The sequence below is a fragment of the Methyloversatilis discipulorum genome (assembly GCF_000527135.1).
In the GTDB taxonomy this organism is placed as follows: Bacteria; Pseudomonadota; Gammaproteobacteria; order Burkholderiales; family Rhodocyclaceae; genus Methyloversatilis; species Methyloversatilis discipulorum.
This window is the reverse complement of the sequence record NZ_AZUP01000001.1, coordinates 1,207,882-1,220,283: the sequence shown is the minus strand read 5'-3', so window position 1 is coordinate 1,220,283 and position 12,402 is coordinate 1,207,882. Positions and strand designations below refer to the sequence as shown.

At 67.1% G+C, this 12,402-nt stretch carries 11 protein-coding genes; 3 read left to right on the top strand and 8 right to left on the bottom strand.

The genetic code is table 11. The features are described from left to right. From METFAM1_RS0105565 to METFAM1_RS0105530, 8 genes are all read right to left on the bottom strand, one after another. Nucleotides 1-1,542, bottom strand: a complete 1,542-nt coding sequence (locus tag METFAM1_RS0105565) for an MFS transporter (protein WP_024300495.1) — start codon at nucleotides 1,540-1,542, stop codon at nucleotides 1-3. Nucleotides 1,543-1,649: 107 nt separating this feature from the next. After that, a complete protein-coding gene (gene fae, locus METFAM1_RS0105560) occupies nucleotides 1,650-2,159 on the bottom strand; it encodes a formaldehyde-activating enzyme (protein ID WP_019918611.1) in 510 nt (169 codons plus the stop codon). A gap of 86 nt (nucleotides 2,160-2,245) precedes the next feature. After that, nucleotides 2,246-3,136, bottom strand: a complete 891-nt coding sequence (locus tag METFAM1_RS0105555; RefSeq protein ID WP_019918610.1) for a triphosphoribosyl-dephospho-CoA synthase — start codon at nucleotides 3,134-3,136, stop codon at nucleotides 2,246-2,248. Further along, on the bottom strand, nucleotides 3,130-4,062 hold the full coding sequence (locus METFAM1_RS0105550) for an ATP-grasp domain-containing protein (RefSeq protein ID WP_019918609.1): 933 nt from the start codon (nucleotides 4,060-4,062) through the stop codon (nucleotides 3,130-3,132). The genes METFAM1_RS0105555 and METFAM1_RS0105550 overlap by 7 nt, the downstream gene beginning before the upstream one ends. A gap of 5 nt (nucleotides 4,063-4,067) precedes the next feature. Next, entirely contained in the window at nucleotides 4,068-5,066 is a 999-nt protein-coding gene (gene mch, locus METFAM1_RS0105545; protein WP_019918608.1) for a methenyltetrahydromethanopterin cyclohydrolase, read from the bottom strand. 12 nt (nucleotides 5,067-5,078) lie between these two features. After that, entirely contained in the window at nucleotides 5,079-6,206 is a 1,128-nt protein-coding gene (locus tag METFAM1_RS0105540; RefSeq protein WP_019918607.1) for an ATP-grasp domain-containing protein, read from the bottom strand. A gap of 28 nt (nucleotides 6,207-6,234) precedes the next feature. Then, a complete protein-coding gene (locus METFAM1_RS0105535) occupies nucleotides 6,235-7,137 on the bottom strand; it encodes an NAD(P)-dependent methylenetetrahydromethanopterin dehydrogenase (protein WP_019918606.1) in 903 nt (300 codons plus the stop codon). Nucleotides 7,138-7,239: 102 nt separating this feature from the next. Further along, complete coding sequence (locus METFAM1_RS0105530; protein ID WP_019918605.1) at nucleotides 7,240-8,214, bottom strand: beta-ribofuranosylaminobenzene 5'-phosphate synthase family protein; 975 nt, start codon at nucleotides 8,212-8,214, stop codon at nucleotides 7,240-7,242. A 273-nt stretch (nucleotides 8,215-8,487) separates the two neighbouring features. Between METFAM1_RS0105530 and METFAM1_RS0105525 the strand changes: the two genes are divergently transcribed. From METFAM1_RS0105525 to fhcD, 3 genes are read left to right on the top strand one after another with little or no spacing between them, the layout of a single operon-like run. Then, entirely contained in the window at nucleotides 8,488-9,786 is a 1,299-nt protein-coding gene (locus tag METFAM1_RS0105525) for a hypothetical protein (RefSeq protein ID WP_019918604.1), read from the top strand. Continuing rightward, on the top strand, nucleotides 9,783-11,453 hold the full coding sequence (locus METFAM1_RS0105520; RefSeq protein ID WP_019918603.1) for a formylmethanofuran dehydrogenase subunit A: 1,671 nt from the start codon (nucleotides 9,783-9,785) through the stop codon (nucleotides 11,451-11,453). Before METFAM1_RS0105525 ends, METFAM1_RS0105520 begins: the two co-directional genes overlap by 4 nt. A gap of 4 nt (nucleotides 11,454-11,457) precedes the next feature. After that, on the top strand, nucleotides 11,458-12,354 hold the full coding sequence (fhcD, locus tag METFAM1_RS0105515; RefSeq protein WP_019918602.1) for a formylmethanofuran--tetrahydromethanopterin N-formyltransferase: 897 nt from the start codon (nucleotides 11,458-11,460) through the stop codon (nucleotides 12,352-12,354). Nucleotides 12,355-12,402: the final 48 nt, after the last annotated feature.

Below are 12,402 nucleotides of genomic sequence, written 5' to 3'. Positions count from 1 at the left end.
TCAGCGCGCGTCGGCCCCGGCGGCAGCTTGCGCCGGTACGCGCAGGATGCGGGCGACGAGCAGGCTGGCGCCCGCCACCAGTACCGCGCCGCAGGCGGCGGTGAACTGCAGCGCGTCGGTGAACGCGGCGTGCGCGGCCGACAGCAGCGCGGGGCCGGCTGGCGCGGGCAACTGTGCGGCGGCAGCGACCGCACCGCCTATGGTCGATAGCGCACCGGCTGACAACGCCGCCGGCAAGTCGGCTGGCATGCTTCCGCTCAGCAGGTGCCGGTAGATCAGCGTGCCCAAGCTGCCGAACAGCGCGATGCCCAGCGCGCCGCTGAACTCGGCGCTGGTTTCCGACAGTGCCGCGGCTGCGCCGGCGCGTTCCGGCGGCGCCGAACCGACGATGATGTCGTTGCCTATCGTGAACACCGGCGCCATGCCCAGACTCATCACGACGGTAGCGACGACCAGCACGGCGAGGCCGTGCGGGCCGTCGATCAGCGTCAGCAGCGCGAAGCCGACGGCGGTGATCGCCATGCCCCACACCAGTATCGACACCGCCGACACGTGACGCGCCAGTCGCGGCGTCAGCAGCGAACCGAACACGAAGCCGAGCGACCACGGCAGGATGGCGACGCCCGCTTCGAGCGGAGACAGGCCGAGCACCAACTGGAGATGCTGGGCGATGAAGATGTAGACGCCGAACATCGCCAGGCAGGACAGCGCGTAGGCGGCCACTGTGGCGCTGAAGGCAGGGCGGCGGAACAGGGCGACGTCGAGCAGCGGGTAGGCGATGGTCCGCTGACGCCGCACGAACAGCACGCCGAGGCTCACGCCCACCAGCACGGCGGCGAGCGCCAGCGCATCGGGCCCGAGCGTCGCCGCGTGCTTCAGACCGTAGATCGTGCTCAGCACGGCGGACAGGGACAGCGCGACGCTGGGCAGGTCGATGCGGCCGGCGTGTTCGTCGCGGTATTCCGGCAGCAGAGAGGCGCCGAGCAGCAGGAGCAGTGCCATCACCGGCACCGCCAGCAGGAAGGTCGAGCCCCACCAGAAGTACTGCAGCATGACGCCGCCGATCAGCGGACCGAGCGCACTGCCGACCGAGAAGGCGGTGATCCAGATGCCGATGGCGAACTGTCGTTCGTGCTCGTCATGGAACATGTTGCGGATCAGCGAAAGCGTGGACGGCGCCAGCGTCGCCCCGGCCACGCCGAGCAGGGCACGCGCCGCGATCAGCGTGCCGGGGCTGCTGGCGAAGGCGGCCAGCACCGAGGTCAGCGCGAATGCGGCCGCACCGGCCAGCAGCAGGCGTCGGCGGCCGATGCGGTCGCCCAGCGTTCCCATCGTGATCAGCAGGCCGGCCACCATGAAGCCGTAGATGTCGATGATCCACAGCATCTGAGCGGCGCTGGGCGCAAGGTCGGTGCTGATCGCCGGCAGCGCGAGATTGAGCACCGTCAGGTCCATCGCATAGACCAGACAGGGCAGGGCGATCACTGCGAGACCTGTCCACTCGCGACGGCCGGCTTTCGGGGTGGTCTGAACAGAAGTCATCGGATGGGAGAAGGTCGTCTTTCGGCACAATGGCGCGTCGGACGCTGCAAAAGAAAACGCCCCCGGCCTTGCGGCCGGAGGCGTTCGTGCTAACTGAGCGGTGAAGCTTAGTTGGCGGCGAACGGGTGAGCAGCGGAACCCTTCTTGGCAACCACTTCAGCAGCGGTCGGGGTGCCGGCAACTGCACGGGCGATCGATTCCTTGACAGCGCGGTAGTTGAAGTCCTGGATCTTCGCGTCGTCGTCGGCCAGCCAGTGGATGAACACGCCAACGCAGATGAACAGGTTGTCGGCTTCGTCAGCCGGGATCGTGCCGTCAGCAACGCTGTCAGCCACGGCCATTGCAACGCCGCGCTGTGCCGGGCCAAACATCTGGACGGCTTGCTTGGCGCCCTTGATGGTGACCTTGTTGAACATGACGGTGGCCGGCTTGCAGACCAGGTTCGGAGCGACAACGGCCAGCAGGGACGTGAAGCCGTCCTTGTTGTTGACCAGTGCGTTTGCGAACGCGGCTTCAGCGGCGCTGCCACGCGGGCCCATGATCAGGTCGATGTGAGCAACTTCGTTGCCGTCACCAACCAGGGATTCGCCAACACACAGACCGTTAATCTTCGCCATATTGAATCTCCTCATTTACAAGGCAGTTATAGGGGGTAGATCCCCCCCGGGGTGGTAACCCATGTTCCGGGGTGCGAAACACAGGATCAAAACTTCTTCTTCTGCTGCTCTTCATGCCGCCCTTCGATCCAGTCGAGCACGCCGCCCATGAAGGCCGTCACGACGGTCAGATCGGCGCTTGTACCGGGGTTGATTCCGGCTGATTTGAGCTCTGCGTCCCATGCCATCAGCGCGTCTTGCATCATAACCGGATCGCCACATTGTTCAAGCCGAACGTACATCTGGACGCCCTTTTCGCGTATCAAGCGCGCCGTTTCCGCACCATGTTTGCGCGCGATATGGGTGTCGGGAATCAATGCGAGACAGAACATGAACACTGTGGTCGCTGCCCATGCTTCACTGCACCATCGACGACGCGCTGCAACATACTTCGGCAGCAGATGATCGAACACCAGAGCATGACCGCTTGCGTAAAGCGAGGCGATGCTGTCCCGGTGCGCCGCCAGCTGCATTGCTTCGAGCAGCGTGATCACCGGGGCTTGGGCAACGTCGTGCTCGGCGCGTTCCCCGATGCCTGCCGGATGTGCCAGGCGGATTGCCGCATACGCGTGTGACGCGTCGATGACCGTCAGTCCGGCCAGTGTGCGCTGCAGCGATGCGCGGAGCGTTTCGTCGCTGTTTCGATGCAGTGCGGCATGGGCGATCGGCGCACAACCGAGCACGATGCCCAGATTGGTGTTGCAGCCGACCGCCTGCCAGGTGGCGCGCATCGCGTCCTCGATGCGCTCGCCGACTGTGGCGTCGGGACGACACAGCGGTGCGGCAGCGGCCCGTGCACTGGCGATGAAATCATCGACCTGCATGCGGTGACCGTCGCCGTGCAGGCCGACGTTGCCCGGCTTGAGCGCCTCGACGTCGAGCCGGCAGGCACGCTCGAACAGCGTGGCGAGCTGCGCCGCCGCTGGCGTACTCAGCATGCGATCACGCTGGCGCCCGGAATGCGGCGCAGCAGGTCGTCGGCCAGCAGTTGCGCGATGTTCAGCGGTGTCACGCTCTGCAGGCCCTTCCAGGCCGGAATGCTGTTCACCTCAAGCACGGTGAGCTCGCCGTGGTCGTCGCGCAGGATGTCGATGCCGGCGTAATCCATGCCGCAGGCGCGGGTGGCGTCGACGGCCAGACGCATCAGCGCGTCGTCCGGCGACACCGGAATCGCCTCGCAGACGCCGCCCTGGGCGACGTTGTTGAGCCAGCTCTTGCCGCGGCGCAGCATGGCAGCGACCGGCTTGCCGTCGATCACCATGACGCGCCAGTCCGACCACTCGCCGACGCTGTCGCGCGAGCGCGCGCTGTAGCGCTGCATGTACCAGACATTACCCAGCGTCTCGGCCGCCGGCAGCGCATCGCCGGCTTTCAGCCGCACGATGCCTTCGCCCTGCGAGCCGAACAGCGGCTTCACCAGCACGTCGTGCCCGGCAGCGAATTCGCGCATCAGCACCGCGCGCGCCTCGGCTTCCTGTTCGGTCACCCAGGTCGGCGGCGTCGGGATGCCGGCGCGATGCAGCAGCACGCTGGTCATCGCCTTGTCCACGCTCTTCTCGATGGCGCGCGCGTGGTTGTAGACCGGGATCCCCAACTCGCCCAGGTAGTGCAGGAAATCCATGCGCAGCACCACCTGCTGCAGCGAGCCGCCGGCCACGCCGCGCACGAACACCGCCTGCGGCAGCTTCTGTTCGAAGCCCGGCATCACGACGCCGGAAATGCCGCGCTGCAGATCGATGTGGCAGTCGCCGAGGCTGACGTAACGGGCCAGCAGGCCGCGCGCGCGGAAGGCCTCGCGCAGCCGGGCGCCGTGCCAGCCCGGCTCGTCGGTGACGATGGCGATGTCCGCCTGCTGCACGTTCATGCCGATTACTTGCCCTCGCCGAAGGACTTGGCCAGCAGTTCCGTGTTGATCTGGCCGGCGCGGAAGCTCTTGCCGGTGCGCAGATTGCTCACCACCACGCGGGCCGGTGCGAACAGCATCGGGTCGATCTTGTAGAAGTCGTACTTCACTTCCTTGAACACTTCGGCGAACGGACGGCCGTAGTCGCGCGAGGCGGAGGAGGGCAGCTTCTGCGCCAGATCGGCCGCAGCGTCGTCTTCGCAATCGACATAGAGCTGGGCGACGCCGCCGAACAGGATGGCGTCGTTGGTGCGGCCCATCGCGTTCAGGAAGTCGGGCGCCGGCGGTGCGATCGGTGCGCTGGCCGAGCCGTCGACGATGTCCTGCAGCGGGAAGCCGAGCGCGTGCACCTTGTGCAGCGCCACTTCGAGCACGCGGCCGACCACCTGCACGGTGCCGGCGAGGCTGCGCGTCGGCGTCAGGATGAGCGTCACGCCGTCGTCGGGCACATTGCAGTCGCGGCGGATCTTGGCCAGCACCTCGGCTGGCGGCTGACGGTCGACTTCGAGCACCAGCACGGCGTGCTTCGCGTCGTCCTTGTAGCCCAGTTCCTTGTACAGCGGCTCCTTCACCGCCAGCGCGCGGCCCGGGCCGGAACCCAGTGCGTGGAAGGCCTCCTTGCCTTCGCCGTGCGACAGGCTCCAGCCGGCGTACTGGCTGGCCAGACAGGCGACGACCGGGTGCGTGGAATGCACGTTGATGATGAGCGGCCAGTGTGCTTCACGCGTGTTGAAGGTCGCGGTGCCGAGGCCGCCCATGCAGATTTCGGTGATGCGGCGGCCGGCTTCGATGCCGCCCGGGCAGTTGATGCCGGCGTCGATGACGCGACCGCCACCGGGCAGCGGCTCGATCTTGATGCGCAGCGCGTCGGCGTCGCGCACCAGCCCCTCGACCAGGGCCATCACATGCTTGCCCACGCTGGGCTGTGCGCCGGTCAGCACCGGGCCGTGTTCAGGGTTGCTCATCTTCAGTTCTCCTCACGAAAGGGCTGTTGTCGTCATCTGTCCGGCGAAAAGGCCGGGCGTGTCCAGAAGTTGTCGTTCGCGCTGCCGCAGCAGCCGGCTCACGTCGGCGCCGTCGCGGCCCGTGGCGAGCACCGTGCAGAGCGGCATCGCGCGCGCCGTCGTGCTGCCGGCCGGTGGCCGGTCGGCACTCCAGGCCGGCCATGCCGCGTCGTCGCCGATCCGCAGCGTGTCCGGCGCGTAAACCACGCGCAGTCCGTACACCGCGTCGCCGGCCAGCAGTTCGACCTCGTCAAGCCGGCCCTCGCAGGCCGCCACGTGGGCGGCAAACAGGCCACCGGCCACGCGTTGTTCGTACAGCATCATCGTTGCGGTGGGCCGCGGGTTGATTTCGACCAGCACCGCGTGCTCGCCGTCGAACACCAGATCCGCGCCATTCAGACCGCGCAGACCGAACTGCTGCGTCAGTGCAACGACATCGCGCGCCAGCCGCGCCTGCTGTGCGGGACTCAGTGGCAGATCGCCGACCGCTTCGCACCAGGCGTAGGGACCGGCCACGCTGCCCGGATACTGGCGCGTGACGCCGACGAGGCGCGCGTCGTGACCGTCGGCGAGAAACAGCACCGACGCCGGCACGCCGTCGATGCGGCGCTGTGCGAACCAGCCCTCGGCGATCGCCTCGCCGGCTCGCGCTGCACGTACGCCGATGCCGCCACAGCCGCCTATCGGCTTCATCAGCCAGTCGTCGCCGGCCACCGGGCCCGACATGTCGACCTCCGCGCAGCGCACACCGGCCCGGTGTGCCTTCGCCGCAAGATCCAGCGGCGCCTTGCAACGGGCGACCGTGGCAGCGTCGTTGCCATACAGCGGTGCGATCGCGGCCAGTTCATCGAGCATGGACGGGACGGCTTCGAAACCCGAGCCGACGACGATGCCGCGCCAGTCGCCAGCCATCGACCGGACCAGCGCCGGCAGCCGCTCGTCGAAGTGGTCACCGGACAGCGTGCCGCGTACGAGACAGCGGGCCAGTGGCGCGGTGTCGCTGTCGGCAAATGGATCGATCACGTCACAGCGCCAGCCGGCATCGACGCAGGCGCGCGCTAGCGCGCGCGCGCTGCCGGCGACGATGAGCCAGTGCGACACCGGCCCGCGCTCCGTCGGCGATTCCGCCTCAGGCGACCAGATCGCGTGCGGTAGCGAAGGCGTCGCGGAAATCGAGATAGACCGGCTTGTCGGTGTTGATCATGCGCTGGAACAGACCGCGCTGGCACAGGTACTTCACGTTGCCGATGGCCAGTGCGCCGATGCCGACGGCCTTGCCCGATCCGGCGCCGAGCGGCTTGCCGTCGTCCATGACACCCAGCCCCTCGATGCCCGCCGGCGGAACGGCGTTCACGTCCGCAGCGACCAGCAGCGAGCGCGCGTTCTGGAGCTGGGCCTTGCTCAGCACCTGGATGCCTGCCTTCGCCGTGCACAGGATGACGTTGGCCTGGGGCATCAGGCTTTCCTTCTGTTCGTTCGAACCCGCTTCGACCGGCTCGACCGACGAACCGTAACGGGTGTTCACGACTTCCGAGGCGACGCGGGCGCGCATCGCGCTCGAATGGCTGCCGACCAATACCTTGGCGCCGGCGCTGGAAGCCAGCACTGCAGCGGCGGTGCCGACCGGGCCGGTACCGCCGAGCACCAGCACGGTCTTGCCTTCGAGTTCGGTGTTGTGCGCCTTGCGCAGCTGACGCTCGACGCAGGCGACGAGGGCGGCAGCGGTGGTGAAGGCGCCCGACGGGTCGGCGAACACCGACACTTCGAACGGCGGCACCATGGCGCCACGGCAGGCGTCGAGCATGTCGGCCGCCAGACCGATGTCACGGCCGCCGATGAAGATGCCGGTGCGCTTCACGCCATTGGGGCCGCGCGAGAAGATGGCGTCCTGGGTGAGGCCATAGATCTGGTCGAGGCCGACGCCGGAGTATGGCATCAGCACCTGGAAGCCGGCGTCGCACGCCATGTTCACATCGAAGGGGCTGATGTTGTTGGTGGGGCTGAACATGTGCAGGATGTACGGGTTTTCCATGATCTCTCTCGCTCTTTCCGCCCGAAGGCTGGCTGCTCTCTTACGTCGTTATGGGGTGCGGTGACGCACCTCTCCTCTAATTCCCGGTCTGCACCTGCGGCATCAGCCCGGCAGTTCCGTCCACTGCGCACCTTCGTTGCGCGCAGCGCACACCATCAATTCCAGTCCCTCCGCCTGCGCGAACCGTGTGCGCGCAGCCGCCACCATGGCGTTCGCTTCGGCTTCCGACGGCGCCAGCGCGAAGCCGGTCGGTCCCCAAGAGCTCTGACCGATGCAGGCCGCACCGAGCCCGGCCATGTGTTCCGCGACGCTGCTCACCAGCGCGCTGGTGTAGCGGCCACCCTGTGCCGGCGCGAAATAGTCGCCGACACAGTGCTGCAATTCGTTGATCGCGGCACCGAACATGTCGATGTCGCGCTCGGCCAGCGCCGGCAGGGCACGCATCAGCACCAGCCGGCTCAGGCGGTCCGCCAGCCCCGCCTTGTAGGGCGGCAGCACGCGGAATGCCTCCTTCTCGGCCGCCCCGTGCAGACCGCGACAGGCGTGATCGAAGATCAGCACCATGCGCCACTCCGCCGGGAACGGCATTTGCGCGACGATGGGCGGTGGGGCGTCCAGCGCACCGCGGCCGCCATCGACGATGAAACCGCCGCCATCGAAACTGCCGATGCCGATGCCCGAACGTGCACCGCGGTCGAGCAGGCCGGCAACGTCACGCGAACTCAGCGACAGGCCGTACAGACGCGCCAGCGCCATGCCGACCGCGAGAGCAAGTTGCGTGCCGGAGCCCAGCCCCGAATGCGATGGAATGGCGCCGGTGATGTCGATGCGGGCGGGGGGGAGATTGAAGCGTTCGCAGATCGTCGCGGCGTAGCGGCGCGCCCTCTCGGCGTCGTGGCCGCTGACTTCCAGCGCTGTGGCCGGGCGGATCTGCAGGGTGGTGTTCAGACCTTCCAGCGTGAGGCCGACGCTGCCGAAGCGTCGCCCGAGGCTGCCATCAAGGTCGACGAACCCCATGTGCAGGCGAGCGGGTGCCCGGACTTGCAGGGCGGCGGCGGTCGCGTGCGGAGCGTTCATCCGATGGGTCTGTCGTTGCGAAGGCGCGGATTATCCCAAATTCGGCGGCCTCACTGGCAAAGGCTTTTGCGACGGCGCCGGAAGCCGTTCAAGACCGTCGGGTGACGGTCGTTTACGGATCGCGCTGTTACGCATGTGAAACAGGTTGACCGCGCTGCGGTCCGTCCTGCCGGATGCTGCAGTGCGGCGCGCGAAGGCGCGCCCGTCGCCGGTTTGCGCTTGTTGTATCGTGGCGGGCTGCGGGTTCCATCAACCGGATGAAACGGATGACTCATGACGAATGAAGCGACTTCGACCATCGTCACCGAAGTGGCCTGTCCGCTGTGCGGGCATGCCTGTGACGACCTGAGCGTCGATACTGCGGGCAAGGGCCTGGCGGTCGTGGCCAATGGCTGCGACAGGGCGCGCGACGGTTTTGCGCGACTCGGTGGTGTTCCGACGGACGCGTCCGCCCGCATCGACGGCAAGCCGGCATCGCTCGAAGAGGCCTGTGCGGAAGCCGCGCGCATCCTCGCGGGCGCGCAGCAGCCGGTGTTCGGCGGCATGGCGCTCGACCTGAACGGCGCGCGCGGCGCGATGGAACTGGTCGATCTGGCCGGTGGCATCGTCGAACACATCAACAACGAATTCGGCTGGCGCGCGAGTCGCGCCGTGCAGGACGGTGGCGGCATCAACACCACGCTGGCTGAGGTGAAGAACCGCGCCGACCTGATCGTGCTGTTCGGCACCGACGCGGTGTCGCGTCAGCCGCGCTTCTTCGAGCGCGCGGTGTGGGTGAAGGAATCGATGTTCGATTTCGATCCGTCCAGCCGCCGCATCGTCTATCTCGGCGCCGGCCTGAACACGGCGCCCGGCGTGTCGCCGGACGGCCGTCAGCCCGACGTGTTCGAGTTCGACAAGACACGCATGCCGGAGGCGCTGTCGGTGCTGAATGCGCTGCTGGCGAAGCAGCCGGTGGCCGGCGAGGCGCCGCTGGGCATCCCGCTTGCTCGCTGGCAGGAACTGGCTGATGCATTGCTGGCGGCGAAGTACAGCGTGCTGGTGTGGACGGCGTCCGCCTTCGACACGCCGCAGGTCGACATGAACGTCGGCGCCATCGCGGCGATCGCCCGCAAGCTCAACGTGACGACGCGCTGCAATGCACTGCCGCTGGCCGGCAACGACGGCGATTCGACGATGGGTGCGGTGCACCTGTGGCAGACCGGCTTCCCGATGCGTACCAGTTACGCCAGCGGCACGCCGAAGTTCGACCCGCTGCAGAACGGCCTGTCGCGCCTGGTTGCCAATGGCGAAACCGACGCACTGGTGTGGTTGTCCAGCCTGAACGACACGGTTGCGCCGCCGGCCACCGGCCTGCCCACGGTGGTGATCGCGCCGCCGACGCAGAAGCTCGACAGTGAGCCGCGCGTGTTCATTCCGGTGGCCACGCCCGGCATGCACCTGACCGGGCATTTCGTGCGCACCGACAAGGTGGTGTCGCTGCCGTTGCGGGCGCTGAAGAAGTCGTCGCTGCCCGCGGCGGAGCAGGTGACGGCCGCCATTGTGGCCAAGATGAAGGAGGTGGGAGCGTGAGTCTGATCAAACTGACCGGTGGCCGCGTGATCGATCCGGCCAACGGCGTGAACGACCAGGTGCGCGACATCTACGTGCGCGACGGTCGCATCGTCGCCGGACCAAACGAACACGAAAAGGTCACCGCCGAGTACAACATCGCCGGCCGCATCGTCATGTCGGGTGCGATCGACATGCACAGCCACATCGGTGGCGGCAAGGTGAACATCGCGCGCGAAATGCTGCCGGAAGATCACCGCGGCGATCCGCTGGAGCGCACCGAACTGACCCGTTCGAGCTGCGGTCACGCAGCACCCGGCACGCTGGCGGCGGGTTATCGCTACGCCGAGATGGGCTACACGGCCGCCTTCGAGCCGGCCATCCTGCCGATCAACGCGCGCCAGGCACACATGGAAATGGGCGATACGCCCATTCTCGACACCGGCGGTTACGCCATGCTGGGCAGCGACGATTTCTTCCTGCGCATGATGGCGGCCAAGGAGGACCAGAAGGCGATCAACGACTACGTCGCCTGGACGCTGAACGCGACGCAGACGGTCGGCATCAAGATCGTGAACCCGGGCGGCATTTCCGCCTTCAAGTTCAACCAGCGCAAGCTCGACCTCGACGAACGGAACGCCTACTACGGCATCACGCCGCGCGACATCGTCAAGGTGCTGTCGCGCGCGGTGCATGACCTCGGCGTGCCGAAGCCGCTGCACGTGCATGCCAGCAACCTCGGCGTGCCGGGCAACGTCGACACCACGCTGGGCACGATGGACGCGGCCGAGGGCCTGCCCATCCACCTGACGCACATCCAGTTCCACAGCTACGGCACCGAGGGCGACCGCAAGTTCTCGAGTGCGGCGGCGCGCATCGCCGAGGCGATCAACCAGAAGAAGAACGTGACGGCCGACGTCGGCCAGATCCTGTTCGGCCAGACGGTGACCGCCTCCGGCGACAACATGGTGCAGTACCGCAACGCCGACCACGGCTCGCCGAAGAAGTCGGTCATCATGGACATCGAGTGCGACGCAGGCTGCGGTGTCGTGCCCTTCAAGTACAAGGACCAGAATTTCGTCAACGCGCTGCAGTGGGCGATCGGTCTCGAAATCTTCCTGATGGTCGATGACCCGTGGCGCGTCTTCCTGACCACCGACCACCCGAACGGCGCGCCGTTCACGACCTACCCGCACCTGATCAAGCTGCTGATGGACCGCAGCTTCCGCAATGCGATGCTGGACACCATCAACCCCGATGCGCGCGCGATGAGCAACCTCGCCGGCCTCGACCGCGAGTACTCGCTGTACGAGATCGCCATCATGACGCGGGCCGCACCGGCGAAGCTGATCGGTCTGGCCGACCGCGGCCATCTGGCGCCGGGTGCGGCGGCCGACATCGTCGTCTACAAGGAGGACGCCGACCGCGAGCGCATGTTCGAGAAGCCGGAACTGGTGTTCAAGGACGGCGAACTGGTGGTGCGAGACGGTCGCATCGTCAAGGTGGTACGCGGCAACACGCACGCGGTGAAGCCGGAATTCGATCGCAGCATCGAGAAGAAGATCGAACCCTACTTCCAGCGCTACCACTCGGTGCGCATGAACAATTTCAAGATCAGCGACGACGAACTGTGCGAGTGCGGCGGTGGCAGCAAGCTGATTGCCCATGCATGCAAGAAGCGGGGTTGAGCAGATGATCATCAACGGTGTAGCGATCGACGACACTTTCGCCGAAGCATTCGGCATGCGGGGCATCCGCCTCATCATCACCGCGTACAACGAAACCTGGGCGCTGCATTCGGCCAACGCGATGACCGGTTTCGCGACCTCGGTCATCGCCTGCGGTGCCGAAGCCGGCATCGAGCGCATGCTGTCGCCGGCCGAGACGCCGGACGGCCGTCCGGGCGTGTCGGTGCTGGTGTTCGCGGTATCGAGCAAGGAACTGATCAAGCAGATCGAGCGGCGCGTCGGCCAGTGCGTGCTGACCAGCCCGACCAGCGCCATCTTCGCCGGTCTGGACGAAGGCGATCCGGTGCCGCTGGGCAAGACGCTGCGCTATTTCGGCGACGGCTTCCAGACCTCGAAGCAGATCGGCGGCAAGCGCTACTGGCGCGTGCCGGTGATGGACGGCGAGTTCCTGGTGCAGGACACCGCGCGCATGGTGAAGGCGGTCGGCGGCGGCAACTTCCTGGTGCTGGCCGACACCCAGGTGCAGGCGCTGGAAGCCTGCGAGGCGGCCATCCGCGAAATGCGCAAGCTGCCGGAAGTGGTGATGCCGTTCCCGGGCGGTGTGGTGCGTTCCGGCTCCAAGGTCGGCTCCAAGTACAAGGCGCTGTCGGCGTCGACCAATGACGCCTTCTGTCCGACGCTGCGCGGCGCGACCAAGTCCGAACTGGACGAGCGCATCGGCGCCGTGCTCGAAATCGTCATCGACGGCCTGACCGACGCATCGGTCAAGAAGGCGATGGAAGTGGGCATGCGCGAAGTCTGCAAGATCGGCGCGGCGGGCGGCATCCGCCGCCTGTCGGCCGGCAACTACGGCGGCAAGCTCGGTCAGTTCCAGTACCACCTGCGGGAGATCCTGTCATGACGAGGCCCCCACGCTCACTTCGTTCGCTGCCCCCCGAGGGGGCTGCGC

What these genes read in the sequence shown, in the direction of transcription:
- mch (WP_019918608.1), bottom strand. Translation starts at nt 5,066, where the DNA reads ATGAGCAACCCTGAACACGGCCCGGTGCTGACCGGCGCACAGCCCAGC.
- METFAM1_RS0105535 (WP_019918606.1), bottom strand. Translation starts at nt 7,137, where the DNA reads ATGGAAAACCCGTACATCCTGCACATGTTCAGCCCCACCAACAACATC.
- fhcD (WP_019918602.1), top strand. Translation starts at nt 11,458, where the DNA reads ATGATCATCAACGGTGTAGCGATCGACGACACTTTCGCCGAAGCATTC.
- METFAM1_RS0105525 (WP_019918604.1), top strand. Translation starts at nt 8,488, where the DNA reads ATGACGAATGAAGCGACTTCGACCATCGTCACCGAAGTGGCCTGTCCG.
- METFAM1_RS0105550 (WP_019918609.1), bottom strand. Translation starts at nt 4,062, where the DNA reads ATGAACGTGCAGCAGGCGGACATCGCCATCGTCACCGACGAGCCGGGC.
- METFAM1_RS0105565 (WP_024300495.1), bottom strand. Translation starts at nt 1,542, where the DNA reads ATGACTTCTGTTCAGACCACCCCGAAAGCCGGCCGTCGCGAGTGGACA.
- METFAM1_RS0105555 (WP_019918610.1), bottom strand. Translation starts at nt 3,136, where the DNA reads ATGCTGAGTACGCCAGCGGCGGCGCAGCTCGCCACGCTGTTCGAGCGT.
- METFAM1_RS0105530 (WP_019918605.1), bottom strand. Translation starts at nt 8,214, where the DNA reads ATGAACGCTCCGCACGCGACCGCCGCCGCCCTGCAAGTCCGGGCACCC.
- fae (WP_019918611.1), bottom strand. Translation starts at nt 2,159, where the DNA reads ATGGCGAAGATTAACGGTCTGTGTGTTGGCGAATCCCTGGTTGGTGAC.